Raw genomic sequence first — 25649 nt, forward strand, 5'->3', positions numbered from 1 at the left:
CTCCGTTCCGGATCATCCGCGCGGCCCTCCCGCACCTGCCCGCGGGCGCCACGATCATCAACACGGCGTCGGCGGAGGCGCACAAGCCCGCCCCCGACCTCAGGACACCGTGAACCCTCAGGACACCGCGAAAGCCCCCGCCTTCCCCTGGATCGGCCTGCTCACGCTCGCCGGCGCCGTCTTCGTCTCCGTGACGAGCGAGTTCCTCCCGACCGGGCTCATCCCCGACATGTCGCGCGACCTCGGGGTGAGCATCTCGCTCACCGGCCAGCTCGTCACGATCTTCGCCGCGACCGTCGTCGTCGCGACGACTCCGCTGACCCTGGTGACCCAGCGCTTCTCGCGCAAGAGCCTCCTCCTCGTGGCGCTGTGCACCATCGCGGTCGCCAACGTCCTCGCCGCGCTCGCCCCCACCTTCGGGCTGCTCATCGGCGCGCGCATCCTCGGCGGGCTCGCCCACGGCCTCTTCTGGGCGATCGTCGCCGCCTACTCCGCGCACCTCGTCGCTCCGGAGCAGCTCGGCCGCGCGACCGCGATCACGGCGGGCGGCGGATCCGCGGCCTTCGTCCTCGGCGTCCCCCTGGGCACGGCGCTCGGGCACGCGTTCGGCTGGCGGCCCACCTTCGCGATCCTCGGCGGCGTCGTGCTCGTGCTCGCGCTGATCGTGGTGAAGTTCCTGCCCGCGGTCGACCACCACATCCCGCTGCGGACCGGCGAGATCCGCCTGCCGGCGCGGAAGGACCGGACGCTCCCCCGCATCATCGGCGTCTGCGTCGTCATCCTGCTGGTGCTGATCGGCCAGAACACCCTCTCGACCTACATCACGCCCTGGCTCGAGAACGCCTCCTTCGCCCCCGACACGGTGCCGCTCGTGCTCTTCGCGTTCGGCGGCGCAGGGGCGGTCGGACTCGTCCTGGCCGGCTTCGCGACCGACCGGTTCCCCCGCTCGGGCTTCGTGGTCGCCGCGATCGCGGTCGTGCTGGCGCTCGCGGGCCTGGCCGTCGCCGCGGGCACCGGCGCCGCCACGGCCGTGGTCGTCGCCGCCGTGGTCTGGAACATCGCGTTCGGCGGCATCCCGGCGATGCTGCAGACCCGGATGCTGCGCACCTCCTCCTTCCAGCTGCGGAGCCTCGCCGCGGCGCTCCAGACGACGGCGTTCAACATCGGCATCGGCGGCGGCGCGGTCGTCGGCGGACTGGCGATCGACGCGAGCGGGCTCGACGTGCTGCCGTGGGTCGCGATCGTCATCGTCGCGGTGGGGCTCGTCGTCAGCCTGATCGTCGACGCCCGGGCGACGGCGGCGGTGCGGGCGGAGGCGGTTCCTACTCGCTGATCGTGTCCACAACGGCCTCCAGCTTCGTGAACACGGCGGTGTTCCTGCGCTGTGAGCACGGCAGCCTTCTTCGGTCGTGAGCACGGCAGCCTTCCTCAGTCGTGGTCACGGCGGCCTCCTGCGTCCTGAACACGGCGCCGTTCCGCCGAGGCGAACACCGGGATGTCGTCCGCACGGCCGACGCTGCGCCGCGGGGAGCAGGGGATACGGTCGAGGGATGAGAGACGGAACCCGATGAGCCCGAGCACCCTCGAGCCGCCGCTGGCCCTCCCCTACTACGGGGCTCCGCCGATGGCGGCGCTCCGCCGCTTCTTCGGCAACTACCTCCGCTTCCGCGGGAGGGCGAGCCGGGCCGAGTACTGGTGGATCATCCTCCTCGGCAGCGTCCTCACAGGGCTGCTGCAGCTGGCCGACGGCGGTCCGTGGCGCCTCGACTTCACGCTGACCCCGTACCCGAGCGGCGCGCCGTTCCAGACCTTCTGGGTGTCGCTCGCCGCGGGCGCGATCGCCCTGGCGACGTTCCTCCCGTCGCTCTCGCTGATCTGGCGGCGGCTGCACGACGTGAACCGCAGCGGGCTGTGGATCCTCGCGATCCTCGTGCCGATCGCCGGCTACGTGTTCCTGCTGATCCTGTTCGTGCTGCCGCCGCGGCCGGAGGGCGCGCGGTTCGACTGAGGGGCGGACGCGTCGGTGGTGGAGTGCCGGACCCGGCCGACGAGTCAACGGCCGGCAGACCGGCCGGCGCCTCGACGGGCGCACCAGGCCGCCACCTGTAAGCGCTGGCGCATCGGATGGAAACCTCCGCGGGTCGCCTGATACCGTGCTGCGCAGGTCAGGGTCGCGCGCATGTCTGGGCGTGAGCGCTAGGAATCCGGCCGCACACCTCGGCCCATTCGACGAGAACTCGAGATACTGCACAGCAGTCCTCTTCGCCGGAGACGGTGGAGGAAACCTCCGGACCTCACGAGTCGACGGACGGCCTGGAGGCCCTTTGTAAAGGCGCAGCGGGGCCGTGGGAGCCCCCCGCCTCATCCGGGTCGGCTCGGGGCTCCAGGAGCCTCACCGCGAGCCGGTCGGTCGCAACGACCGCCCTCGAAGACGCGCCGAATCAAGTGACCGTTGGGCACTCGGCTTCACTGCTCTCCCTCAGGGAGCGGAAGGGTGACGTCGACGGCGCGCAACTCCGTCATGTTCGAGCGCTCGACCGCCCGGTAGACCGCCGAGCGCGTCGCCCCGAACTGCTCCGAGAGCTCGGCCACGATGTAGTTGCCCTAGCGGCACTCCGCCACCAGGTGCGCCTCGATCTTCGGGGAGCGCTTCGGCTGGCGGCCGCGCAGGCGCCCCTTCGCCTTCGCGATCCGCATCCCCTCGCGCGTGCGCGACCGGATCAGGTCGCCCTCGAACTCCTCGATCATCGCCGGCACGTTGAACAGCAGCCGGCCCATCGGGTCGTTCGGGTCGTGCAGCGACCCGCCGATATTCAGTCGCACTCCCCTGCGCGCGAGCTCGTCCACGACGTCGCGTGCGTCGGTGGTCGAGCGGGTGAGCCGGTCGAGCTTCGTCACGAACAGAGTCGAGCCGGCGTCGCACGCCGCCAGGTCCTCGCGCAGCGCGGGCCCCTCGCGGTTGCTGCCGGTGAGGCCGGCGTCAACGTAGATCCGCTCCGCCGACACACCGGTCGCAAGCAGCGCGTCGCGCTGCGCCTGCGCGTCCTGCTTATCCGTCGAGACGCGGGCGCCTCCGACAAGCTCATGACGTCCGCCTACGACCACAAACCGGGCCTCAGACCGACCGCCCCTCTACGGACCTCGAGCTGATCGCGGTCAAGATCGCGCTGAACCTCGCGTCATCGGCGGCCTTCATACCGAAGAACGAACGGTCACCGTAGGGGGCGAGCACGACCGATCCGCCCTCCTCGAGGACGACCTCGATCGATCGCCGGGTGAAGAACCGGTCGAGCAGCGGAGTCGGCCGGACGGACGCGATTCGCGACCACGGGAAGGTGACCCGCCGCGCATTCGCCTGCGACAGGATGCTCAGCCCGGTCTCGTCCAGGTGAACGACCGGGTACGACCCCATGCTGACGTCCGGGTCCAAGCCCCTCACCAGCGACCGCAGGTGCTGATGGTAGACGCACGCGAAAGCCTCCCCCGAGGTCCCGGGATCAAGTTCCGCCACCCTCCGCGCGGAGCGCCCGGCTGACGCCCTCGCCCAGAGGAAGAGCCCCACCGCCAAAACCACTAGAGCCCCATCGATGACAGCGACCACCGAATATGACCCGCTCCGGCTCAGAACGAAGAAGTGCTGCGCGACGACGGCACCGACCGCGAGCACGAGCGGAAACCAACGAACCCGGAGAGCAGGAATCGCAGAAACGGTCACGGCATTGGTCATTTGTTCCTCGCTTGTCGCCGAAGTAGCGCCGCAGTCTTCCAGTCCAGATGCGGCTCGCCTGCCTCCCGCAGGATGACACCGGTTCTCGAATCCACCGTAGGAACCGTGATGCGCCCGAACCCCAGGGTCGTGTAACCGGCTTCCTTCTCAGCGGTGACCCTGGATGTGCCGATCGCGAGACAGATCATTGACCAAGCGAGAGCGGCGAAGAACAGCGCCAGCGGCACGAAAAGGGGCAGACGCGATCCCGGAGGAAGGACCGCGAACCCGATGACGAGCCAGATCCAGGCGATCGCCTGGGCGAGCGTTCCCCACCCGGTGTTGAGAATACGTGTACGCGCAGACCACCCGGGCAGCACTTCCACCCTCCCCGGCACCAGCGCAGGTTCCCTCTCCGCCCCCGACATCACGCGCCCTCCGTCGACAGCGCCAGGGCGACGGCCCCAGCGGCGCGCGCATCAGCCCGCTGCACCGCCCGATAGACCGTCGAACGCGCGACCTTGAACTCCGCCGCGAGCTCGGCAACGGTGTGGTTCCCGGCACGATGCTCTGCGACCAGATGCGCCTCGATCTTCGGCGACAGCTTCGGCTGACGGCCACGCAGACGCCCCTTGGCCTTCGCGACCTTCATCCCCTCACGCGTGCGGGCGCGAATCAGGTCCCCCTCGAACTCCGCGACCATCGCGAGCACGTTGAACAGCAGCCGGCCGATCGGATCCTCCGGATCATGGACCGACCCCCCGATGCTGAGCTTCACGCCGCGGCGGGTCAGCTCATCAACGATGTCGCGAGCGTCTGTGATGGACCGCGCGAGCCGGTCGAGCTTCGTCACGAGCAGAGTCGATCCGGCGTCGCATGCCGCCAGCGCTTCCCGCAGCGCGGGACGCTCGCGGTTCCGGCCCGTCAGACCGGAATCGACGTAGATCCGATCGGATGGGACGCCGGCCGCCCGGAGTGCGTCGCGCTGCGCGGTCGCATCTTGCTTGTCGGTTGAGACGCGGGCGTATCCCACGAGAGCTGCCATGCGCTCAGTGTGTCAGTTGACGCCCCATCATCGGGCATTTCATCGGGCGGGTCTATTGCGACAAACAGCGCCGCGAGATTCCGGTCTCATGCGCGGCCATCCTGGGCGGACGGATGACGACCCCTAAACGGACGCCGCGGCGCTGGTAGAGCTATCTTCAAGATGGACACGGGAGGGCTGATGCGAGCCGAATGGAACGAAGCGTTCTTTGACGCGCAGCGCGAGGAACCGCTGACCTATTGGGTCTGCTTCTGGATTGGCGCCGATGACGAGCTGGCGGTGACCCATGACCCGCAGCGGATCACGGACGCCGACTCGGTCGAGGAGGTCCTGGCCTGGATTCACGACACGAAGGGCGACCGAGACTTCGAGCTGTTCGTGGAGACCCTCAACCACACCGAGACCCGCGAGCACGGCTGGATGCCAGCCCGAAACCTCATCCACCTCGCCGGCAATTACCGCCCACCAGGAACGACTTCCACCCTCTCTGCAAGCTCGGAGAACTAGCAGCACCTCCACCCCGGCCGGGCGACACGAGAAAACAGCTAGCCGCCCAGCAGTGCCCGCCCGGGGCGACGTCGACCCGAACCACGCGAAGCCTTGGCGGGGCAGCGGGCTCCGGGTTGGACGAGCACATGCAGAGCCGAAAGTCGAGCAGACCAGCGACCAGCCGCACGTCATCGATCCGGTAGTCGTACTCCGGAACCGGATGACGCCGCCGCACCCCGACGGCCTCGATCGCTGCGGCAAGCTCGGCATCCGGCAACATGCGCTGATCCTCTCAGACGCACGGCCAGCGATCCCCTTACGGGACAGACGTCTTCCATGGTCCTGACGTGCTTGAACGAGGCCGGAGCGGATCGGGCTCAGAGCACATCGACGCGGCTACCCACTCCGTCATCCAGTGACCCGTTGCGAAGCTGCCGTGGCTCGAACAGGCTGAGGCCGTGCACTCCAGCCTTGAGGACCCGTACCCGCCGTCGCTTGATGAAGTGACCACTCGATTCCCTGGTGCGCTGTTCACGTTGCAGCAGCAACCCTCCGTCGAAGAGATCGCTGTAGGGACGATCGTGCACACCACAAACGAGCAGAGCCGCTACCTCTCCGCGGCGATCACCTACACCCTCTGGCGCCGACCGGAGAACCGAGACGATCCCGCCAACCTGGCCGACATCAGCAGCGAGCTGCGCACTCAGCTCGACGAACCACCAGTGCGCCCCCTTCCCGCACGACTCATGGAGATAAGAGCTCGACTCCAGTTCCCGATGCTCTGGGAAGCAGTGCTGACGACGCTCATCGACCCGAAGGACCCCGGTCCACGAACGATCGAATCAACGCTGACGGATCATGTGAATCACGTGCTGAGGAACCGATTCCGCGATACGCGCGTCCAAGGGACGCTGCCAGGGGAACTGCTAGGCGGAGCGACCGCGGCTGCGGTCGAGCGTGGCGTGGCAGTCAGCGTCGACAGCCGACCGGAAAACGGGGTTCTACTTGATACCGACGCTCACGTCCTCGGTATCGGAGCCGAACTCGAGGGTCGCCACATAACGGCCGTCATCGCACGCGACGATCTACCCTTCCTCAACCTCGCGTTCGCGACCAGACAATCCACGGGCGCCCTTTGACGGGCTGATCCAGCCCTGTACGGGAGGGGCGGATCAACCCCGGTGATCCGACCGTCCCGCGTGGGGATCCCCTTTCGGGACGATCCGGAGCGTCCTCGCAACGCTGCGCGTTCGTCGTGTTGCAACTCCTCGTCGTGCAGACATGTACAGAGTGAGGGGCGAGGGGGTGCACGTGGAGAAGGACGATCGCGACGTCTTCGAGGAGCTGTTCGCGGCGAACTTCGACGACCTGATCCGCTATGTCCGGCGTCGCGCCCCAGAGCAACTTGTGGACGACGTGGTGGCCGAAACGTTCCTCATCGCGTGGCGCCGGCGCGGGGACCTTCCCGCGCATCCGCGTCCCTGGCTCTTCGCCACGGCCTCGAACGTTCTGCGCAACGCCGTCCGGCGGGAGGCGCGCGAGCATCTTGTCGCTGAGCGCGTCTGGCTACCGGGCGCAGCCGATGCCGACAGCTCCGGCGAGATCGATGCGCTCCACGCGCTGCGATCGATGTCCGAGGCGGACCAGGAGGTGCTCGCCCTGCACGTCTGGGAGGACCTCTCGGACGCGGAGGCGGCGAAAGTGCTCGGGTGCAGTCGTGCCGCATTCTCGATGCGCCTGTCGCGGGCGAAGAAGAGGTACGCGGCGATCCTCGACCCGACCCGGCCGAGCCGTGCGCGGCTCACCGCGCTCCCCACGGAAGGTCTCTCATGACGCCCACCGACGAACTGCACGCCCTCAAGCGGGCCGACCCCGCACGCCGAGGAGACGACTCGGCCGACGCGGAGCGACTCCACGAACGCATCCTCGTCAGCATCGAGTCCGAGACAACACCCCACGAGAGCCCGAGGACGGATATCCGCCGGCGGCTGATCGTGGGCGTGTGCGCGCTCGGGTTCGCTGCGTCTCTCGTCGCCGTCGCGGCGATCGCCGGTCGTCCAGCGGCTCCCGTCAGCACGGTGGCGCTGAGCGCAGGGGGGATCTCCCCTTCGGGCCTGGCGAGCTGGACGCCTGAACCGGAGGCAGGCGCACGCAGCTCCTCCGTCCTTGAAAACTGCATCGACACCCTCGACGCCAACTCGAACACCTCCGAGCCAGCTGACGTCGTGTCGGCGGACACACGGGGCACCGTCGAATCAGTGCTCGTCGAGAGCGGTCCCTACGTGGCCTGGTGTGTTGGAGAGAGCGCCACCGTCCCGACCTATCTACTGCTCGACGGCCCCGGCAACGCCACACAGGCTCCTTCATCCGACTCGGTCACACTCTTCGCGTCAGGAGGGCACCTCTCACCGGACGGTTACGGCTTCGCCGCGGGCGAGGTCGGTCAGGACGTCGCCAGCGTCACGCTGACCGAGGACGGTCATGAGGTCGCGGCGACCATCTCTAACGGGTGGTGGTCCGCCTGGTGGCCTAGTACCGACGACACCCTTCTCCTCGATGGACGCATCACCATCGAGAACGCGGATGGCGGAACGACGACGATCGGCGCTCAGACGCTCCAATGAGCCACCCCCTGACGGAACGGCGCACCCACGAGGTCACGCCCCTACTCTCTCTTCATGGAGTCAGGAGTGCTGGTGCGGAGGGTGTCACCAGAGGACGTGAGGGCGATCGCTCGCGTTCACGTGCAGTCGTGGAAGGAGACCTACCGCGGCGTGATGAGCGACGCCGTGCTCGATGACCCCGCACTACTCGGCCAGCGTGAATACTTCTGGACGGCCGCGCTCACCGACCCGTTGTACGCGGGAAACAGGATCGCCATCGCGGAGCTCGAGGGCGCTGTTGTCGGTGTAGCGATGGCTGGACCCGCGCTCGACCGATTTTCCGGCGTGGCCGAGCAGCTGTACCTTCTCTACACGCTCTCCGAGGTGCATGGCCGAGGAGGCGGCGCGGCGCTCCTCGAGGCCGTCCTTGACCCGGACGTGAGTACAGGGCTCTGGGTGGCTGACCCCAACCCTCGGGCGCAGGCCTTCTATCGCCGGCACGGGTTCATCGCCGGCGACGCGAAGATCGAGGACGGCGTACGGGAAGTGTGGATGACCCGCCAGCGAGCAGCTGCCGCCGCCTACTGAGCGGTGGCGCGTCGGCGCCGACGTCGATCAAGTGCTCCGCGAGGCCGAGAAGATCACCTGATTCGCCAGAGCAGCTGACGACGCTGCACAAATTTCCAGTGGCCCCCTAACGCCCGAAGGACGGTCCGTTTGTGGAACAGTTCGGCGGCGTTCGCGTCGGCTGTGCAGGGGACCTTGAACATCTGAATGCCCACGGTCGTCTGCACGAGTGCCGGGATGGCGCGAAGCGATGTGCATGCGTCCGCGAGTAACGACACTCATGCGCGGCCATCCTGGGCGGCCGGATGACGACCCCTCATCGGACGCCGGACGCATCGACGCACTAGCCCTCCGAGGCTCGCGCCGCACTACCGTCGAATGCGCCCGCCCAAGGCACCCCTAATCCAGTAAGGGGGTGTCCTGCCCGCAGCACGGTGAGGGTGGCAGCCCGTTCGAGCCGGGCCGGGTCAGAGGAGCCTCGCGCTGCGGGCGCGAGGCTCCCGCTCGACGCGGAGAGCGATTCCCTATCGGTACGCATGTCCAAATCCTCGCGCATCGAACAGGGGCCGGAGAGGCTCCTCGACGCCGGAGCGGCTGTCCTCATCTACTCCGGAGGTGTCCGTTAGGGGGACTTGGGTTCAGCCGGTCGTTGCAATACCACCGTGAGTCGGAGTGTTGGCGATGGGATCGAAGTTGAAGCAGCGCGCCCGGGGTGGCGCGGTTCTGGGAGCTGCCGAGGGAAGGGTCGAGTCGGTCGGCGGCCCGTGATGCTGTCGGCGTGCCGGTGAAGAGCCGCTCAACGGAGCAATCAGCTGCTTTCCGTCCGTCGCCTCGCAGGGGGTGTCTGCTCGGATCTTATGCTTGATTCGTCACATTGTTTAGTGGTTCAGTATCGCGTCGACGTTTTCGGTCGTTCCGTATCCCACCATTCGATGAGGTTGGCGTGCAAGATTAGCGCGAAGGCTTCGACTGCAAGGTCGCCTCCGGTGGTCAGGGAATCGATTGCGGCAGGGTCCCACTGGTCGAGATTTACTACCTCGTCAGTGGAGGTGGGTGTAGCTCGAATGGTTGTGTCAACGCTCCATCCGTTTGAGCTGTGGGTTGCGGTAGCCGCGATGACGTCGTACGGGGTGGAGTAGTGGCGGCGCATCCACCCCACGACGTCGGCGAGGTCGCGGGTGTCGGTCAATCGTTCTCGATCGGGGTGTAGACGGGGCATCCGGTCCCGTAGGGCGGTTGGATGATGGGTGCGGCGGTGGTGCTGCTGGTAGATCGGGTGTTTATGGTGCTGTCGATTTTGTAGGCGTTGACGATGCCGATGGGGTTAGCGAGGGGATCGGAGCCGTTGTAGGCGTTATATCCGAAGAGAACGAAGTAGACGGGTGTGCAGTTCGCGTCGTAGAGCGTCTTAGAGCCTGAGCTCCCGGGTGCGTAGAGGCCGTAGCTGAGTGTCTGCTGAATATCGAAGTTGGTGTCCGCGTCAAAGTGGCCGCGAGCGATGATGTGATTCAGTCCGAACCGGGAATTTCCGCAACGCATCGGCAGGTGCGACAACCGTACCCAGGACGAGCGCAACGAACACCGTGGCGATTTTGCCAGCGGACCGATTTCGTGAGGTGTGCATGACTATTACGACCTTCATCCAAGTCCCCGCGCTCACCCCTTGTGAGCGGTCGTCGTGCACGTCTAGGTCTACTCCGCATAGCTCGGCAATACAACCCTGGGTGTTGCCGACACCCGGGCTTGGCAGCGGGACACGCATGCCCTTCGAAGATCATCAGTGGGACAGTGTTCGTGGCAGCGAGCTGCAAGTTGGCGTCTGCGGGAGGGCCGTTCCCCGCACCAGCCCGGCGCGCGGGATGCGCCGCGCGCGGGCGCGGGCGGCAGCGTTCCGCAGGACAGCCGCTCGCGGCCATCACTGCTACTGCAGCGACCAGCGCCAGTTCCGAGCGCAGTAGGAACATCCCGCGCTGATGTCCTCCGGCCCGAACGTCGGAGTAATGATCGACGGTGCGAGCTTCACCGCCACAGGCTTCGCGGGACGATACCGCTGCCCGCAGACGTCTAGGCGCCCGGCCAACCATGGTCGACCGGGCGGCCGGTAGGGGTCGTTCGCACGTGCTCGTCCACGCGGTCGACGTGAGGAACAGGGTGGTTAATACCGGCGGATGGACACGTTCTCGCCAAGGCTCGTCCAGTCGATGCCAGTAGCGTCGTCTGGACCGGCGCCATCGGTGTGAATCTGGACGGCCCATGCTCCGTTCAGCGACAGCGCATCCCCGCAGCCGCTTCCGTCTTCGTTGTCGCCGTCTCCGTCCACGATGACGCACCGGCCTCCGGTCGTGGTCTGCGACCCGATCCAGACGTCCAGCCCTTCAGCTGACCCGACGTAACGGATCGAGGCGGGGTCGTAACCGTCTCCTACGGTGCCGACGTCGGGAAGAGCGTCCCGCTCGTCCTGCGCCCGCTCGAAATCGGAGTAGGCCTCGGTGTCGGGACCGGAACACCCGGCCATGAGCGTCATCGTGAGCGCCACCACTGCCGCTCCGGCCACCCACCTCAGGCGCGTTGTCGATCCCACCGCATTCCCCCGTGCCTCGTCAGCACACCGTATCGCGCCGCGAAGGAGACGAGCGCTGGCGCTGTGATGATGGGTCTTCTTCAGCGTCCTGTGCCTCTACTGTGGAGCAATGAGGCACCGCCCCATCCACACAGCAGCTGGCCTTGTTCTTGTGGCGGCTCTCGCCGGCTGCACACCGGTACCAGGCGAAGATCCTCGCATCACGCAATGGCGCGAAGAGCGCCAAGCGGAAGTGGCAACGGATCGCGACGTCGTAGCGGTCCTCTCACTGAACGTCGCGGCCGACGATGACGGCGGCCGCGTCGACGTCACCCTCGAGAGGCCGGCGCTGCCGACCGCGATCACCTTCGACTGCCTCGGCGAAGGAGTGATCGACCTCGAAATCGGATCGCTTTCCACGGCTGGGGGACCGGCGACGAGGACGACGACCACCCTCGACGCGATCGACTGCCGACGGCCCACACGAGATCGATCCCACGTCGCTCGGCGAGAAGCCGATATCGAGTGTCAACGCCACCGCATCGGACGCGGACAACGACACCGTCTGGGTCCTCACAGTGCGCGGAGACCGCGACCCCTCCTGACATCGGCGGGACTACTCGACGCGCTCGGTCGGCGTCGTCCTCAAGCGTGTGTCGGCACTGCTGTCCCGTATGGAGTACGGGACGGCTTCCCGCAGCGTCGACCTCACCCGCACATAGCCTGAGCAGATGAATGGCGTGGTCGATCTGCTCACACCCCGCCTCCGCCTGCGTCGCCTCACCCGGGACGACGAAGCGTCGGTCATGGCGTACCGGGGCGACGCCCACGCCTCTCGGTTCCTCGGCCACCCGTCGCTCTCGGACGGGCAGTACGCTTCCTGGTTCGAGGAGCGGGACAGCGAGTGGGAGCTGCGCGAACCGGGTCATCGCCGCTTCTACGGAATCGAGGTCCGAGCATCGGCGGCCCTCGTCGGCGATGCCGTCCTGATCCGTTCGGCGGACGGGGAGCAGGGCGAGATCGGCATGTTCCTCCACCCCAACACGGCCGGCTTGGGCTACTCGCTCGAGGCGGGCGCCGCCCTGCTCGACGTCGGGTTCGGATCGCTCGGTCTGCACCGCATCATCGGACGTGCCGCAGCTCACAACCGCGGCTCCGTGCGCGCGATGGAGAAGATGGGCCTGCGGCGAGAGGCCCTGTTCCTGCAAAGTGAGAAACGCGGCGAGACCTGGATCAACTCAGCGGTCTACGCGATCCTCGCGGAGGAGTGGGAGCGGAAGCGGCACCACTCGAAACCGACCGGCTGACCATCCCTCAACGGGACGCTCAGCGCAGAGAGCGGCTGAGTACGATCGGGCCATGCAGCGCACCGTAAGCGGAGTTCTCATCGAGGTCACCCACGCGAGAACCGATGACGCGACTCCGACACCCGACGGTCCGATCCAGGTGTGGACGATCGCCCTCTCCGGAGCAGGCATCGATCACACTGCGACTGTCGGTGTCGCCGGCACTTCCATGGAGCCGAACGATGACGTGTTCGCCACTGTTCTCGACGTGGCCGTGGTGCATTACGACTCCGTGTCCGAGGACACGGACCCGCTCGCGACCCCTGCGATCCGCGAGTGGAAGCAAGACCACGCGACCGAGCTACAGGAGCTCGTGAAGACGCTTCGAGCGACCAGCAGCTAGAACCCTCGCGGCGCACTCGGTTCCGGACTCTTCATGGCTCAACACAGGCTGACGTTCGAACGACGGCCGCCGGCCGAACCGGTTAGTGATCCATTTACGGAATACACGATCGTGCAACCGCGCCGCGTGCTGCTCAACCGACGATCACGGCGGTACGCAGAGCCAGAACCCAGCTGGTGACGGCGCCGACGACCCCCAAGGCGAGCAGCAGCGACCTCCATCGAGCGTGGGAGCGCGTGCTGACGCGCATCGCTACGACCAGGAGAACGAGGGTCGCGAGGGCGACAGAGCACAGAGCCGGCCACGCGACGTGGAACCCCGTGCACTGAGGAGGAAGGGACTCGTTGCACGCAAACGTGAATCCGTCGAGGAAGACGCCCGCGACGAGGGCGAGGAGAGTGATTACGCCCGCGATCACGGCGGAAGCATTGAGCGACAGTGTCTGCACACCATCACTCTCGGACCAGCGAGTGAACGGCAGGAGCGCACTGGTCCACCCGGGTCGGATCCGTCCCGGTCACCCATCCCCTTTCGGGACGCGCGTGGTGGGTGGTGTCCGCCCTACTCTGACGGGATGGAACTCCGGACCGCGAAGACCCTCGGCATCCTCGCGATGGTGATCGGAACCCCAGTCGCCCTCCTCACCCACACGATCGGCTGGGTTCAGACCGGCTGGGAACCCGCCGCCGTGCAGTGCCAGCACAGCGAGTACCCCGACGGGATCGACCTCTACTCCAGCCGCGTATCGGGCGAGAAGATCCTCTACCCGCTCGGACTGTCCTGCACCTACGCAGCCAGCGAGACCTCACCAGGCATCACCATCCGTCACTACAGGTGGGACGCCACCGCCCTCTTCACCGCAGCCGCCGCACTCGCTCTCGCGGGAACCGTCGTCGCGCTCAGAGCCGAACGCAAGCAGGAGCTCATCACCGAGTCGCCGGAAGACCGAGCGACGACATAGCGCAGCGCCCCCCCTGCCGCTCAACCATCCCCAAACGGGACGCCTGTAAGACGGTCCGTCAAATGGGTCGAGTGCAGGCTTCGTCAATCGCTTCTTGCTCGTCGTCGGTCAGCCACGCTTCGCTCGTGCTGGGGAACCATCCCTGGTTCGGCCACTGGTCGATGAAGTCGGTGCGGCTGGGCGCGTCGGGGTTCTCGATGCCGTTCGCTTCGTAGCAGGGCACGAGGTACTCGGTCAGGTAGCTGTAGAGGTAGTCGATCTGCTCGGACGTCATGGGCACCACGGGGGTCGTGGGATAGCTCGACCAGCAGGTGAACGCGGCGACCGATTCGGCTTCCGTCGAGGCGGACGTCATGATGCTGACGGGTCCGCCGCCGGCGGCGTTCGAGCCGAGGTCGACCGTTAGGCCGGCCGCGGTGAGGCAGCCCAGGAGTGCTGTCGAATCGTTCGGGTCGCGGTATTCCTGGAACGGGTCGGCGGGTCTCGTCGCGTCAGGGAAGCCTGCCAGGACTCCTTCCCATTGGCGGTCCTGCTCCTGGATGCGCAGCTGCTCCTGCTCGTCGGGCGCGAGAGGTGTTGGGGCGGGAGAGGGACCAAGATCGGGCATCGGGTAGGCGACGACAGAGGAACTGGTCGCCTCAGGGGTGGGGCCAGGTGCGAGAGCCCACGTCGAAACCAGGGCGACCGCGAGGACGATGACGGCTCCGGCGGCGACGATCCAGATCACCCTCGCGCGGCCGGCTGGCGTGGGGTGGGTGCGGCTCTCGCCCAGGGCGGCGGCCGCGATGGATTCCGGTTCGTCGAAGGACCGCACGCGCTCGATGGCTTCTGCCGGCTCGAGGCCGGCCAGCTCCTCATCTATCCCGTCTCGGATCGCGGAGGCGACGTCACGAGGGACGGGCCTTAGCGCCCGATCGAGCCGCTTCAAGTAGGTCTGGACCTCGCGGGGTGCGCTGGTCGGGGTCATGTGTCGTCTCCTGCCACGATCGCTTGGACGGAACGGGTGAAGGGCTCCCACTGGCGGCGGAACTCGCCCAGCTCGGCCTGTCCGGAGGGGGTGAGCTTGTAGTACTTCCGGACCGGGCCCGAACCGCTCTCCCCTGCGTAGGAGGTGATCAAACCGCGATCCTTCAACCGCCCGAGCACCGGGTAGAGCGTGCCGATGCTGGCGATCATGCCCAGCGACACCAGCTCCTCCGACAGGCGCCAGCCGTACATCGGCTCCCGCGATAGGAGCCCGAGGGCGCAGTACTCCACCACGCCCTTCCGGATCTGGGCCCCCACGTCGACTGTCATGCTTTGCATGTTAGCGTGCGATGCATACTAGCGGTGGTGGGAATCTGTCGGTCCGACTACCGCGCAACAACCAACGAAGGTGTCCCACGATGCCGACTGCTTCCACCGCGTCACGTCTCTCGACTTCAGCATCCGATGGATCTGTGAACGCGTTCATCGGCTGGACCGCCGCCGGCGTGGTCACTGTGCTCGCCGCCCTGGTTCTGGTGTTCAGCAGCTTCATGGTGGCTCTGGGGATCACGGACGCGGATCCATCCGAGGGAGCCATCGCGATCGGCGCCGGCGGTGCAGGTGTCATCATCTGGATCGTCGTTGCCGCTGTCGGAGGTTACGTCGCTCCCCGGAGGCTCTCGCGTCGTCCTGTTCTCGTCGCGTGGCTTCCAGCTGTGGTGAGTGCCCTCTGATGCGGGATCGCTATCGGCCTGTTTCCCGTCCTGCTCGAGAACGTCGTCTTTCCGATGTCGTTGACCCCCGTGCCGATGAGCCAGCCGCTCCTTTTCCAAGCGTTGATTCTTACGGCCGGTGCCATCCCGGCTGGAGCGGGGTTGCTGGTGATCAATCTCGTGTTGCGCGTGATCAGAGCGCGCCGGGGCCGAGTCGCGACGCATACGAGAGGTGATGCGCCTGACGTCGGGAGTCAGAGCTCCTCGTGATCCATGGCGAGAGAGGACTGGACATCAACTAGATGAGGCACGGCGTCGGCTCAGCGCCCAGACCAGCGCGCCCGCGAGGAGCACCGCGCAGGTCAGCCCGGCGACGTGCAGGACGAGCGAGAGCGTCCCGTTCTCGGGGAGCAGGAAGCCGTAGGGCACCCACCCGTCGGTCGCTCCGCGGACGAGCAGGACGGCGCTGACCCAGGGCGGGGCCGTGCCGGTACCGGGGACGAGGGTGTTGTAGATCACGGCGACGACGATCAGGTAGGCCGTCGCCGCGCCGCGGACGTAGCTCAGCCACACCGGCGTCGGACGGCGGGCGAGCGCGACCGATCCGGCGACGATCAGCACCGCGCTCGCGAGGAGGCTGGTCTGATTCGTGAAGTAGCCGAAGTAGTCGAACGGATTCGACTCGCCGGCCACGATACTCAGCGCGTAGGTGTGGAGGATCACCGCGACCGCGGCTGCACCGACCGCGATGCGCGCTACACCCACGAATGGGCGGGTCGGTGCCGGGGAACTCATCGGGTCAGCCTAGGAGCCGTTGGGCTTCCTGCTGGCCCGCGACAGACGTTCCCCCTTCGGAACGGTGCTGAGCATTTCAGGCCGAGACGCGACCACGAGGAAAGCGGTGACGTCGCTTAACCTGAGCCGGTGGGGACGTTCTCGAAAGTGCGCAACACGGTCGCGGTCGCGGCATGCCTAGTGGTCATGACGGGATGCACGGCGCAGCCTGCACCACCGACTCCGCCACCGGCGACGAACACCGAAGACGGCTCCACCTCTCCACTGACCGGCGACCTAGGCGTAGCGACCTTCACCGGGAACGACGGGACCACCGGCGCCGTCCAGTTGAGCGCGGCGGACGGCCGGCTGGCCCTGACATCCGACGAGCTCGTCATCCCCACCGCGTCTTCCGGTTCCGTAGCGGTCATGGGAGCGCTCGATCCGATCGACGCGGATACCACCTGTTTCGACGTCGATTTCCCGATGCGTCTCGCGGACGCGGAGTCAGGGAAGCCCTACAAAGCGTGGCGGAACCTCGCAGAGTTCCATGGCGACCCGACAGCGATCAATCAACTCGTTCTCACGACCCGCCCGCAGGACGACCCCGACTGCTCAACCAAAATCCTCGCCATCGCTGACGTCCAGTGGAACGTGGAGCCGCAGCGCAGCACCCTCGTGGCCCGGGACGCCGGCCCACGTGCAGCAGCGCGTGGCGAGGTGTCATCCACGGACGGAGTGCCGACGTCGTACACGGTCGCTCGCAACGACCTCGCAGAGGACGTCGCGGCACGATTCGGCATGACGGCCGATGACCTGTTCTACCTCAACCCGTTCCGCTTCCCTTCGGACGAGATTCTGCGCGTCGGTGAAGAGCTGAACCTCACTGTCGCGGCGCGATGACCTCCCCCCGCGGGTACTCGATACCGGGCCTGGCGTTCCGGCTCTTGATCAATCCTTCGGAGTGCAGTGCATGATGTCCCGATGAACGTTGGAGAGCCCCCGCAACCGAGTGCAGCGACGCCCATCGTTCTCGCCTTGGTCTTCGGCGGTCTTGCAGCCGCCCTGGGAGCCGTAGCCTCCATTTACATGTGGGACCCGAGCGAGACGTGCAGGACCCGCGGCGGAGGCAGCCTGACGGGAGAGGGGTTCCTCTGGAACCCGCTGTGCTCAGATGGTTCAACCGTTCAGCCGATATGGATGACGTTGTCGACTGCTGCGGCGTTGATCGTGGCCGTGACATTCGTCGTCATTGCGGCCAGCCGTCAAGTTGAACGTGACGGACAGGAAATTGCGTCGCCCGACGTTCTGCACGACTACTCGCGCCAGACCCTGCCGGAGGACAACGGGCTCCGCAAGCTGGGCGATGAGTGGTGAGAGATGGCAACTCCGGGGGGGCACCCTCCCGATGAGCGTTAGACAGTCTCCTCGGCCGGATCACGCGATCCCCCTCGTTTTCGCCGTGATCTTCACCGTTTTCGCCGCCGCTCTCGGGTTGATGTCCTCTCTCTACATGTGGGATCCGGCAGAGGCGTGCGAGGTTCGTGGAAGCTACTCCAGCTCCGAGAGCTTCCTGTGGAATCCGCTGTGCGTGGACGGTTCGGCTGTCCAACCGCTGTGGATGACGGTGGCTGGCGCTGCCGCATTGATCGGTGCCGGCGTCTGCGTCGTCCTCGCGATCGCTTTTCGAGTGCTCAACCACGAGCGGGAAGTCCCGCCGCCCGTCGTCTCGCACTGGGAGTGAGCAGTCAAAGGTAGATTCGCCGGATGACGACGACTCGGACCTCCCACTCGACTCTCGCCCTGCTGCTCGCCGTTCCGGTGTTCGCGCTCGTCGGTTGCGCCGGTTCGACGGCGGGGGCTCCGGCATCGACGTCGGCCGCCGCGCCGGCGTCGACCGCGACCGCCGCCCCGACGTCCGCCCCCGCTACTCCGGCGGCGACCGCGACTGCGGGTGCGGCGGCGGCTGGTCCGGTGTGGCCGGCGGACCCATGCCGGGACACGCAGCTCACGGTCACGGTGGAGGACCGGCCCGAGCTTTCCGGGGCGGGCCAGGAAGAGTTCGCGATCGTGCTCACGAACGCCTCGGATCAGGCGTGCTCGTACTTCGGGTGGCCGGGCGTTCTGATGCTCGGTGCCGATGGGACGCAGCTCACCACCGCCGGCACGTCGGGTGCGGAAGCGTTCCCGGGGGCTCTCGCTCCGGGTGAGTCGGCGCAGGCGGAGGGCCAGCTCTCGGCGGTCGGCGCGTACGACTGCACGCCGACGACCGCGACGACTGTCCGGGTGCTCGTCACCTCGGACGGCGCCGGACCGGGAATCGACACGCCCTCCGATTTCCAGGTCTGTGGCGGGGACGGTCGGAGTGACTTCACGACCGGGCCGCTCACGCCGGCGTCCTGACTCTTCTAGAGTCGCGGCTGCGGTCATGGACGGGCTCGAGGGTGGAGACAGCTTCGTGCTGTTCCTGGTTCTAGGTGCCCTTCCCTTCCTCCTTCTGGTCGCCGTGGTTTCGGTCGTCACGATCGGCATCCTTCAATGGATCGGAGGGCGGGGGCGGCCCCGTCCGTAGACTGAGTGCAACCACCCCTTCGGCACGGCGCCGACCGGAACTCAAATGAGTAAATGAAGCAATGAGCACATGGGTGTGGTGTTGATCGCTTTGTGGCGGCAGTCTTTGATCGCTCCTTGACGTCGCGCTACGCGTGCGTCGGATCACCGAGGATTTCAGCGAGTCAGGAATTTCGCGAGAAACGTGCGGTAAATCACTGTGAGCTGCTGCAGATCGCTTACCACGACGTGTTCGTCGATCTGATGGATTGTGCTGCTGATGAGGCCGAATTCGGCGACCTCGCCATAGTGGGCGATGAATCGCGCATCGGAAGTTCCTCCGCCGGTATCCAACGAGGGAGTTCGCCCGGTCACGGATGTTACCGCCTCGGATAACAGCGCGACGTGGCTCGATCCAGCAGTGATGAAGGGGTCGCCACTTACCTCGACTAAGAGGGTGAAGTCGGTTGCGAACTCTTGTGCCGCCCGGCGGATCAAGCCCTCGAGGCTCTCGGCTGAATGAAGGTCGTTAAAGCGAATGTTCAGATGCGCGGTTGCTTCGGCGGGCACCATGTTGTTCGCCGCATTGCCGACGTCGATCGTGGTGATCTGGAGACTCGACGGCTCGAAGCACTCGGACCCCTCGTCGAGTGGTGTTGTGGCGAGTCGGTTGAGAACGCGGATGAGGCGGTGCACCGGGTTGTCGACGAGGTGGGGGTAGGCAACGTGCCCCTGGAACCCGCGCACCGTCAGGTTGGCGTTAAGGCTTCCGCGCCGTCCGATCTTGATCACGTCGCCGATCCGCTCCGGGTTCGTCGCTTCGCCGACAAGGGTGAAGTCCGGCATGTCGCCGCGATCGGCGAGCCACTCGAGCACACGCACGGTGCCACCCGTGGCCGGCCCCTCTTCGTCTCCGGTGATCAGGAGGCTGACCGACCCAAGGTCGAGCACTTCGGGCTGCGTCTGCGAGACCGCTGCGAGGAAAGCGGCGATGGCGCCCTTCATATCGCTGGCACCTCGACCGATGATCGTCCCGTCGCGGAGTGTCGCATCGAAGGGGTCGGAGCTCCACTCGTTAGAGCCTGGGGGAACGACATCGGTGTGACCGGCGAAGCACAGGTGCGGTCCGTCGATTCCTCGGCGGGCGTAGAGATTCGGGGTGCCATCGAAGTCCAGCCGATGAACGATGAAGCCAAGGCTCTCAAGTACGCCTGCCACGACATCGAGGGCTCCGTCGTCGCTCGGAGTGACCGAAGCACATCGGATCAAAGACTGCGTGAGCGCGACGGGGTCCACGGGAGCGAAACTATTCGGCACGGAGACACCGTACCTGCAACATCAACTGCATCTCGGAAAACAACAGCTTTCTAAGACGCCCGGTCGGCATCGCTGTCGCGGTGTCGGGTCCGCGCGATTCCGAGGTCGCAGATGTCTCGAAAATGCGTCTCAACAGAAACCGTCTCAGGGTCATGACTGCGAGGAGTTTGTGAGTCACACTGGTCGAGTGAGACTTCTTGGATACACCCGCGTGAGCACATCGAGTCAGGATGCGCAGTTGCAGCTCGACGCGCTGGTGGCTGTCGGCGTTCAAAAGCGCGACGTGTTCGCTGATGTCACCTCCGGGAGCAAGACCGCGATCGAGCGCCGAGGGATGAAGAAGCTCCTCGAGCATGCAGAGTCCGGTGACACCGTGGTCGTGTGGCGAGTTGATCGGCTTGGCCGCTCCTTGATGGACGTCCTGAACACGGTGAACCTGCTGCGTGACCGCGGCATCCACGTCCGGTCTATCTCTGATGGCATCGATCCGGCGACGTCGACGGGCCGGCTGATGCTCAACATGCTGGCCACCCTCGCCGAGTACGAGCGCGAACTGATCGTCGAGCGGGTGAATGCGGGGATCGCAGCGGCGCGGCAGAACGGCACACGCTTCGGCCGCCCACTGTCCGATCCTGCAGTAATCGCCGACAAGCTCGCCATCGCCTCCGATGCTCGAGCGAAGGGCCGCACCGCCGAAGACGCAGCACGACTCGTTGGCTGGAGTCGCGCCACCCTCTACCGTCACCAGCAAGCCCTCGCCGGCCGCGAGAGCACCGCCATGTAGCAAATGCCATAGACGGTGACGAGCGGTGGCGAATTCTCCGACTTCACGTCGAAGATCAGATACCCCTCGCCGCCCTCGCACGAGACATCGGCATCGGCCTCCGCACACTACAGCGCTGGCATCAGCTCTACCGAGAAAGCGGCGTCACTGCTCTCGATCCGCACCAGCGATCGGACGCTGGTGTACGTCGAACGCCGCCTGAGCTCGTGGCGTTCATCGAACGACTGGCTTTGAGCAGGCCGCGACCAGCGCTGACCACGCTGCACCGCCTAGCAAGCGCTGAAGCAGATCATCATGGCCTGTCGGCGCCGAGCTACGCCACCGTCAGGGAAATCGTGCAAGCTCTAGACCCGGCGCTCGTAACACTCGCGTTGGAAGGACCGGCCGCCTATCGAGACAAGCACGAGCTGGTGTTTCGCCGACGCGCCGAACGTCCCAACCACATGTCGCAGGCGGATCACACCGAACTCGACATCCTCATCATGGGCACCGGGGGCGCGCCCGATCGGCCGTGGCTGACGATCGTGATGGACGACTATTCGCGCGCGATCTGCGGCTACATCGTCTTCGCCGGGGCACCGTCCGCGATGAACACAGCACTTGCTCTCCGTCAGGCGATCTGGAGAAAGCCCGACCCGACGTGGGCTATGTGCGGGATACCTGACGTTCTCCACGTCGACCACGGCTCCGACTTCACCAGCCACCACCTCGAGCGCACCGCCATCGAGCTGCGCATCCGCATCATCCATTCCATCGTCGGCAGACCCCAGGGCCGCGGCAAGATCGAACGCTTCTTCCGCACCATCAACACCGAACTCCTCGCTACCCTCCCGGGGCACCTCGGGCCCGGCAGCAGAAGCCCCCACCCAGTACTTGATCTGGCGGCCCTCGACCAGGCGATCGGCGCCTTCGTCAGGACCTACAACGAGCGCCCGCATCGCGAGCTCGAAGCCTCTCCGCGAGACGCATGGGTTGCTGACGGCTGGCTCCCGCGTATGCCTGACAGCCTCGAACAGCTCGATGGGCTTCTTCTCACTGTTCCGAAGAATCGCGTCGCGCAGCGCGATGGCATTCACTTCCAGGGCCAGCGCTACCTCGCCCCGACGCTCGCACCCTTCGTCGGGCACACCGTCACGATTCGATATGACCCACGTGACGTCTCAGAGATCCGGGTCTACGACCGCGACACCTTCGTCTGTGTTGCCGTCGACGAAGCTCACCCCAACCTCCGACTCAGCCTCCGCGACATCGAAGCCGCCCGCCGCGCCCGCCGACGACAACTCCGGCACGTCATCAACGACCGCATTCCCACCGCCACCGTCCGGGAGGAGCCGCACAGCGTCGCGCCCGTTCCCCATCGGCGCCGGCTACGCACCTATGAAGAGGACGAGTGATGAACCAGGCCTTCATCGTGACCAAAGAGCACCGACGCTTCACCGAGTTCGCCAACGCCGTCCGCAAGGAACGAACCATCGGCATCTGTCACGGTGATGCTGGTGTCGGCAAGACCAACTCCGCCCGCCGCTATGCGAACTGGGACGCTCTCGAGCCCTACATCAACGAATGGGGCCCGCGAGGAGATCACGACGCCAAGCACTACGCCCTCGCCAACCGATCCCGCACCGTGTTCTACACACCCGAAGTACTCTGCCGACCCAAAGACCTCATGCACGAGTAGTCCCGCTGAACGATCCCGATACGGGACGGTGCTGGCCCCGCCTGCCGGTTGCAAGTAGACAAAGGCGCGGTCTTGAGTACGGTGGCGCCGTGAAACGAACAGGCGAGGGAATGGCGGGACCGCATTGCGCCGCTACGGCGCTCATTGCTGCTGGCGCACTGATGCTCGCCGCGTGCTCAGGTTCACCAGCTCCGGAGGGTGATCCGATCCGGGCAGCTCGCGCGTTGCGCGACGCGCCGCTGATCGTGCAGGAAGGCAACGCTGCCGACACCTGCGGAGAGTTCGTGCTTGATCAAACCGAGCTCGTGCCCATCAACGCGGTCGCATGCCTCGACACGGCAGCAGCAGCGGGCGAGGAGGCGGAGCTCGCCTGGAGTTCTCTCACGGATGAAGGGGATCCCGTCGTCTCTTTCGCCTACACGGCACCCTGGAACGCAGGGATCGTCTTCTCTCTGACAAACGAATACAACTCCTACGCGGATGATCACGGTTGGACCACCGGCCTCTGCCCGGACGCAACCACCGCAACCTCCGATTTCAGCCCCGAGACGTGCCCCGGTCCTGTGGAGGGATGAGTCCACGCGGACGACGAAGATGGCCCGCTCAACGATCCCCTTACGGAACACATGATCGTGGAGTGCTGAACCTTCTGATTCATGGCGTGTTCACCGACGTGCCGGACCATGATGCTCATGGAAACACGAGAACTGGCATGGGGCATTCTGGCGTGGCCTGCCGTTGCGGTCCTTGCGCTGCTGCGAACTGTGGGCAGCTGGGATGTATCGGGCGGGTCCGCAGCAGGGCTCATCGCGGGCACGGCAGCTGCGTTCACTGTCGCGGGCGCACTCCTGTGGCTTCCCTCGAGTCTCTGGCTCGACCGGCGGACACTCCGCTTCCCGCGCGTCGGGCGGGCGGCCGCGTTCCTGGGTCTGGGACTCGTGATCGGCGCCGCCGCCTCCACCGCGCTGGTACTCGCGTCGGGAAACGCGACCTGGCCCTCCTCCGCGGGCCTCATCACGGAATATGCAGTCACGGCAGGAATCGCTTCCCTCCTCGGCTGGCTCCTCGCCGCCACCCTTCGTGCGAAGAAGCTGCCGATCGTTCAGACGGCGGCGAATCGCGTGAACCGCTGAATGATCCGGGTCGTCGATCGATCAGCGTGCCAGCAGCAGTCCGGCCAAGCCGATGACGACCGGCACCACGGCAAAGGCCAGGAAGAGGTAGGAGAGCACGAGTCCCACCGTCGACTCCCAGCGAGGACCGACGTGTCGTCGCGCCTGATGACCGACGAGGACGCCGGCCAGCGGGAGAAGGTACTGCAGCGTGGTCGCGACTCCGATGACCAGGGGATCGCCCACCCACAGGTGGGCCACCGCCAGGTATCCGACGGCGTAGGACACGACGGCGAGAACGCCCAGCACGAACGCAGCCCGCGTCCACCCTCGTCCGCTCCGCCGCGCGGTACCCGTCTCCTTCATCACACTCATACCTCCACTGTACGAATCGCTCCTCGCGCACGCCCGCCCCTCGGAGCATGTGCCGGTCCTTCGCCCGACGTCTCGTTCGGTGACACGACCACGCCTCGGCGAGCTGCTGTCCAGCGTCAGCCGGCGAGCCGGCGTCCACAACGAGGACGCGACTCGGATTCGGAACATGTCCGATGGCTGCCTCGATAGCCTCAGCGCATGAAGATCCGAGCCGGTTCGCCTGACGATCGCGGGCCCTGCATCGACCTCTGGCTGGAGGCACTCAGAGCACGAGACGGATGCAGTCAGGACGACGCGGTCGCCGAGAGGGCTCGAGCGAAGTTCCACCGGCCTCTCGTTCGGTTCGCCGTCATCGGCTCGGATCCCCTCGGGTTCGCTCTCACCGTCGACACGGGCGATGGTCCGGGCCGACACAGTGCGCTGCTCGAACTGCTCGCCGTCGCACCGAGCGAGACAGGGCGCGGGCTCGGCCGGACACTGCTCGACGACGCGGTCCAGTCCGCCTCTCAGCTCGGCTACCTCGTCCTGAAGCTGCACGTCCGCGCCGGAAACGATCGGGCGGAAGGGCTTTACAAGGCGTCCGGCTTCGAGCCTCACGGGGATCCCGCGCCGCATCCGCTCGGTGGTCATCCGATGATCGAGTACGCGCGGACTCTGACTCACGTCAGCAACTGAGGACCTCCGGCCACCGATCCCCGTACGGGCCACCTCGCGCGACCGGATCACATGCGCACTCAACGCTGGTCGAGCGGTCGGGTCATGGCAACCTCATCCCATGAGCGTGAGCGACGGACAGGCCTGTGCCCCACGGGACCTCGACGTGCTCACCGACCGGCTCCGACTGTGCCGGCCCGCCGAGACCGACCTGGACGAGCTGTTCCGCCTCTACACCGATCCGCGGATCGCGGAAGAGGATCCGCTCCTCCTCCATCTCTCCGCCGATCAGACCCGGGCCGTGATCGCGTATCGAAGGACCCAGTGGACACGGGACGGACTCAGCAGCTGGGTGATCCGCCGGCGCGACTCCCCCATCGACAGCCGTGATCTGATCGGAATGGGTGGATGCACTCTGCTCTCCGATGCAGCCTGGAATGTGGCGTTCACCCTCCACCCCGACCACTGGAGCAAGGGCTACGCGCAGGAGGTCGCCCTCGCCGGCATCGAACTCGCCCACCGCCTCCGACCGGAGCTGCCCGTCACCGCGGTCGTCGCAGAACGCAACGCACGCTCCCGCCGCACCATCGAGCGACTCGGCCTCGCGCTCAGATGGGAGGGTCCGGACGCGCACAGCCCAGACCCGACCGCACGAGTCGTGCTCTTCGCCGACCGCCAGCTCTCCGCTGAACAGGTCCGCCGGCTCACCGGCTGAACCCGATCGCCGATCGGCTCATCCGCCAGCTCAGCGAGAGCTCCCCTCACGGGCAGCGAGTCGGCACCGCCGGTGAGCATGGCGATCCTCCGCTGCGGGAACTGCAAGCGAAGCCGACCTGTCGGTCCACCAGCCGGCGCCTCCCCCTCCCCGCTCCTCGATCCCCGACCGCAGGGCAACGAGACACGACGACGCTGCGCTCGGGAGTCCACCGGCAACTCCTTGAAGGGGCACGGCCGTCCGTCGCCGGACGGATTCACGTCCACCTCTTGTTCATTCCGGCTTCGTTGTCCAGCGCCGTCGGCTGCCCTAGCGTTCGGCAGGTGGACACCAGGAGATCGACCTCGACCGGCTCTAGCTCCGTTGTGTCCTGGGTCGCTCTCGCGTCAAC

General features: G+C 66.5%; 35 protein-coding genes and 1 pseudogene. 22 read left to right on the forward strand and 14 right to left on the reverse strand.

Going from position 1 to position 25649, the window contains the following annotated elements:
* The first annotated feature begins 109 nt into the window (after positions 1-109).
* Positions 110-1333, forward strand: a complete 1224-nt coding sequence (locus C5C36_RS15700) for an MFS transporter (RefSeq protein WP_104223333.1) — start codon at positions 110-112, stop codon at positions 1331-1333.
* A 234-nt stretch (positions 1334-1567) separates the two neighbouring features.
* On the forward strand, positions 1568-2008 hold the full coding sequence (locus C5C36_RS15705; protein ID WP_181065714.1) for a DUF805 domain-containing protein: 441 nt from the start codon (positions 1568-1570) through the stop codon (positions 2006-2008).
* A gap of 458 nt (positions 2009-2466) precedes the next feature.
* Here C5C36_RS15705 and C5C36_RS18210 read toward each other — a convergent pair whose 3' ends face one another.
* Genes C5C36_RS18210 through C5C36_RS15725 form a run of 5 tightly spaced genes read right to left on the reverse strand, consistent with a single transcriptional unit; the run spans position 2467 to position 4751 of the window.
* On the reverse strand, positions 2467-2592 hold the full coding sequence (locus C5C36_RS18210; RefSeq protein WP_258061582.1) for a hypothetical protein: 126 nt from the start codon (positions 2590-2592) through the stop codon (positions 2467-2469).
* Between the two features lie 12 nt (positions 2593-2604).
* The gene (locus C5C36_RS15710; protein ID WP_308470909.1) at positions 2605-3105 is read right to left on the reverse strand and encodes a recombinase family protein; all 501 of its coding nucleotides are present in this window, start codon (positions 3103-3105) and stop codon (positions 2605-2607) included.
* A gap of 10 nt (positions 3106-3115) precedes the next feature.
* Positions 3116-3727: a hypothetical protein gene (locus C5C36_RS15715; protein WP_104226410.1), complete on the reverse strand. Its 612-nt coding sequence runs from the start codon at positions 3725-3727 to the stop codon at positions 3116-3118.
* Complete coding sequence (locus C5C36_RS15720) at positions 3724-4137, reverse strand: hypothetical protein (protein WP_104267948.1); 414 nt, start codon at positions 4135-4137, stop codon at positions 3724-3726. The genes C5C36_RS15715 and C5C36_RS15720 overlap by 4 nt, the downstream gene beginning before the upstream one ends.
* Positions 4134-4751 carry a recombinase family protein gene (locus tag C5C36_RS15725; RefSeq protein ID WP_104310014.1) on the reverse strand — a complete coding sequence of 206 codons (618 nt, stop codon included), beginning with the start codon at positions 4749-4751 and terminating at the stop codon, positions 4134-4136. The genes C5C36_RS15720 and C5C36_RS15725 overlap by 4 nt, the downstream gene beginning before the upstream one ends.
* 162 nt (positions 4752-4913) lie before the next feature.
* On the opposite strand from C5C36_RS15725, the gene C5C36_RS15730 reads away from it, so the two are divergent.
* The 5 genes from C5C36_RS15730 (at position 4914) to C5C36_RS15750 (ending at position 8431) form a co-directional block, all read left to right on the forward strand.
* Entirely contained in the window at positions 4914-5258 is a 345-nt protein-coding gene (locus C5C36_RS15730) for a hypothetical protein (protein ID WP_104261691.1), read from the forward strand.
* 440 nt (positions 5259-5698) lie between these two features.
* Positions 5699-6379 carry a hypothetical protein gene (locus C5C36_RS15735; protein WP_104310015.1) on the forward strand — a complete coding sequence of 227 codons (681 nt, stop codon included), beginning with the start codon at positions 5699-5701 and terminating at the stop codon, positions 6377-6379.
* 172 nt (positions 6380-6551) lie between these two features.
* Positions 6552-7073, forward strand: a complete 522-nt coding sequence (locus C5C36_RS15740) for an RNA polymerase sigma factor (RefSeq protein WP_219814911.1) — start codon at positions 6552-6554, stop codon at positions 7071-7073.
* Entirely contained in the window at positions 7070-7864 is a 795-nt protein-coding gene (locus C5C36_RS15745; RefSeq protein ID WP_104257707.1) for a hypothetical protein, read from the forward strand. The genes C5C36_RS15740 and C5C36_RS15745 overlap by 4 nt, the downstream gene beginning before the upstream one ends.
* A gap of 54 nt (positions 7865-7918) precedes the next feature.
* Positions 7919-8431, forward strand: coding sequence for a GNAT family N-acetyltransferase (locus C5C36_RS15750; RefSeq protein WP_104257706.1), 513 nt, complete (start codon positions 7919-7921; stop codon positions 8429-8431).
* Between the two features lie 1164 nt (positions 8432-9595).
* On the opposite strand, the gene C5C36_RS17390 is transcribed toward C5C36_RS15750, so the two are convergent.
* From C5C36_RS17390 to C5C36_RS17395, 3 genes are all read right to left on the reverse strand, one after another.
* Positions 9596-9964 (reverse strand): hypothetical protein, encoded by a 369-nt coding sequence (locus C5C36_RS17390; protein WP_146085355.1) that lies wholly within the window; start codon positions 9962-9964, stop codon positions 9596-9598.
* A gap of 601 nt (positions 9965-10565) precedes the next feature.
* Positions 10566-10949 (reverse strand): hypothetical protein, encoded by a 384-nt coding sequence (locus tag C5C36_RS15755; protein WP_104257704.1) that lies wholly within the window; start codon positions 10947-10949, stop codon positions 10566-10568.
* Positions 10950-11256: 307 nt separating this feature from the next.
* Positions 11257-11532 (reverse strand): hypothetical protein, encoded by a 276-nt coding sequence (locus C5C36_RS17395; protein WP_146083619.1) that lies wholly within the window; start codon positions 11530-11532, stop codon positions 11257-11259.
* Positions 11533-11701: 169 nt separating this feature from the next.
* On the opposite strand from C5C36_RS17395, the gene C5C36_RS15760 reads away from it, so the two are divergent.
* Together C5C36_RS15760 and C5C36_RS15765 are read left to right on the forward strand one after the other, a co-directional pair.
* On the forward strand, positions 11702-12277 hold the full coding sequence (locus tag C5C36_RS15760) for a GNAT family N-acetyltransferase (RefSeq protein WP_104257703.1): 576 nt from the start codon (positions 11702-11704) through the stop codon (positions 12275-12277).
* Positions 12278-12329: 52 nt separating this feature from the next.
* Positions 12330-12659, forward strand: coding sequence for a hypothetical protein (locus C5C36_RS15765; protein ID WP_104310017.1), 330 nt, complete (start codon positions 12330-12332; stop codon positions 12657-12659).
* A gap of 133 nt (positions 12660-12792) precedes the next feature.
* On the opposite strand, the gene C5C36_RS15770 is transcribed toward C5C36_RS15765, so the two are convergent.
* Positions 12793-13107 (reverse strand): hypothetical protein, encoded by a 315-nt coding sequence (locus C5C36_RS15770; RefSeq protein ID WP_104224248.1) that lies wholly within the window; start codon positions 13105-13107, stop codon positions 12793-12795.
* A gap of 126 nt (positions 13108-13233) precedes the next feature.
* Between C5C36_RS15770 and C5C36_RS15775 the strand changes: the two genes are divergently transcribed.
* Positions 13234-13620 (forward strand): hypothetical protein, encoded by a 387-nt coding sequence (locus C5C36_RS15775; protein WP_104247868.1) that lies wholly within the window; start codon positions 13234-13236, stop codon positions 13618-13620.
* A 58-nt stretch (positions 13621-13678) separates the two neighbouring features.
* Here the strand turns inward: C5C36_RS15775 and C5C36_RS15780 are convergent, their stop codons facing one another.
* Together C5C36_RS15780 and C5C36_RS15785 are read right to left on the reverse strand one after the other, a co-directional pair.
* Entirely contained in the window at positions 13679-14587 is a 909-nt protein-coding gene (locus C5C36_RS15780) for a hypothetical protein (RefSeq protein ID WP_104223362.1), read from the reverse strand.
* A complete protein-coding gene (locus tag C5C36_RS15785) occupies positions 14584-14916 on the reverse strand; it encodes a PadR family transcriptional regulator (RefSeq protein WP_104223417.1) in 333 nt (110 codons plus the stop codon). The genes C5C36_RS15780 and C5C36_RS15785 overlap by 4 nt, the downstream gene beginning before the upstream one ends.
* A 143-nt stretch (positions 14917-15059) precedes the next feature.
* Here C5C36_RS15785 and C5C36_RS15790 point away from each other — a divergent pair, with 143 nt between their 5' ends.
* Positions 15060-15320, forward strand: coding sequence for a hypothetical protein (locus tag C5C36_RS15790; RefSeq protein ID WP_104310018.1), 261 nt, complete (start codon positions 15060-15062; stop codon positions 15318-15320).
* Positions 15321-15593: 273 nt separating this feature from the next.
* On the opposite strand, the gene C5C36_RS15795 is transcribed toward C5C36_RS15790, so the two are convergent.
* The gene (locus tag C5C36_RS15795) at positions 15594-16094 is read right to left on the reverse strand and encodes a hypothetical protein (RefSeq protein WP_104310019.1); all 501 of its coding nucleotides are present in this window, start codon (positions 16092-16094) and stop codon (positions 15594-15596) included.
* 129 nt (positions 16095-16223) lie between these two features.
* Between C5C36_RS15795 and C5C36_RS17770 the strand changes: the two genes are divergently transcribed.
* The 4 genes from C5C36_RS17770 to C5C36_RS18145 all read left to right on the forward strand — a co-directional run bounded on the left by C5C36_RS17770 (position 16224) and on the right by C5C36_RS18145 (position 18476).
* On the forward strand, positions 16224-16976 hold the full coding sequence (locus tag C5C36_RS17770; RefSeq protein ID WP_181133839.1) for a LysM domain-containing protein: 753 nt from the start codon (positions 16224-16226) through the stop codon (positions 16974-16976).
* Positions 16977-17057: 81 nt separating this feature from the next.
* Positions 17058-17450 (forward strand): hypothetical protein, encoded by a 393-nt coding sequence (locus tag C5C36_RS17775; protein WP_104310020.1) that lies wholly within the window; start codon positions 17058-17060, stop codon positions 17448-17450.
* A gap of 85 nt (positions 17451-17535) precedes the next feature.
* Positions 17536-17817, forward strand: coding sequence for a hypothetical protein (locus C5C36_RS15810; protein WP_104223367.1), 282 nt, complete (start codon positions 17536-17538; stop codon positions 17815-17817).
* Positions 17818-17840: 23 nt separating this feature from the next.
* Positions 17841-18476, forward strand: coding sequence for a DUF4232 domain-containing protein (locus C5C36_RS18145; RefSeq protein WP_104226383.1), 636 nt, complete (start codon positions 17841-17843; stop codon positions 18474-18476).
* A 324-nt stretch (positions 18477-18800) separates the two neighbouring features.
* On the opposite strand, the gene dapE is transcribed toward C5C36_RS18145, so the two are convergent.
* Entirely contained in the window at positions 18801-19940 is a 1140-nt protein-coding gene (gene dapE / locus C5C36_RS15820; RefSeq protein WP_104310021.1) for a succinyl-diaminopimelate desuccinylase, read from the reverse strand.
* A 187-nt stretch (positions 19941-20127) separates the two neighbouring features.
* Here dapE and C5C36_RS15825 point away from each other — a divergent pair, with 187 nt between their 5' ends.
* From C5C36_RS15825 to C5C36_RS15845, 5 genes and pseudogenes are all read left to right on the forward strand, one after another.
* Positions 20128-20724 (forward strand): recombinase family protein, encoded by a 597-nt coding sequence (locus C5C36_RS15825; RefSeq protein ID WP_104223370.1) that lies wholly within the window; start codon positions 20128-20130, stop codon positions 20722-20724.
* Between the two features lie 8 nt (positions 20725-20732).
* Positions 20733-22118 (forward strand): Mu transposase C-terminal domain-containing protein, encoded by a 1386-nt coding sequence (locus C5C36_RS15830; protein WP_104310022.1) that lies wholly within the window; start codon positions 20733-20735, stop codon positions 22116-22118.
* Positions 22118-22399 (forward strand): annotated as a pseudogene (locus tag C5C36_RS15835) (AAA family ATPase); the annotation flags it as partial. The gene C5C36_RS15830 and the pseudogene C5C36_RS15835, both read left to right, overlap by 1 nt.
* A 92-nt stretch (positions 22400-22491) precedes the next feature.
* Entirely contained in the window at positions 22492-22977 is a 486-nt protein-coding gene (locus tag C5C36_RS15840) for a hypothetical protein (protein ID WP_146078953.1), read from the forward strand.
* Between the two features lie 117 nt (positions 22978-23094).
* A complete protein-coding gene (locus C5C36_RS15845; RefSeq protein ID WP_146085358.1) occupies positions 23095-23535 on the forward strand; it encodes a hypothetical protein in 441 nt (146 codons plus the stop codon).
* Between the two features lie 21 nt (positions 23536-23556).
* Here the strand turns inward: C5C36_RS15845 and C5C36_RS15850 are convergent, their stop codons facing one another.
* Complete coding sequence (locus tag C5C36_RS15850; RefSeq protein WP_104226378.1) at positions 23557-23889, reverse strand: hypothetical protein; 333 nt, start codon at positions 23887-23889, stop codon at positions 23557-23559.
* A 198-nt stretch (positions 23890-24087) separates the two neighbouring features.
* Here C5C36_RS15850 and C5C36_RS15855 point away from each other — a divergent pair, with 198 nt between their 5' ends.
* Together C5C36_RS15855 and C5C36_RS15860 are read left to right on the forward strand one after the other, a co-directional pair.
* A complete protein-coding gene (locus C5C36_RS15855; protein ID WP_104223376.1) occupies positions 24088-24564 on the forward strand; it encodes a GNAT family N-acetyltransferase in 477 nt (158 codons plus the stop codon).
* A gap of 100 nt (positions 24565-24664) precedes the next feature.
* The gene (locus C5C36_RS15860) at positions 24665-25258 is read left to right on the forward strand and encodes a GNAT family N-acetyltransferase (RefSeq protein ID WP_104234066.1); all 594 of its coding nucleotides are present in this window, start codon (positions 24665-24667) and stop codon (positions 25256-25258) included.
* Positions 25259-25649 lie beyond the last annotated feature (391 nt).

It is taken from the genome of Rathayibacter sp. AY1G1 (assembly GCF_002932095.1).
GTDB lineage: Bacteria > Actinomycetota > Actinomycetes > Actinomycetales > Microbacteriaceae > Rathayibacter.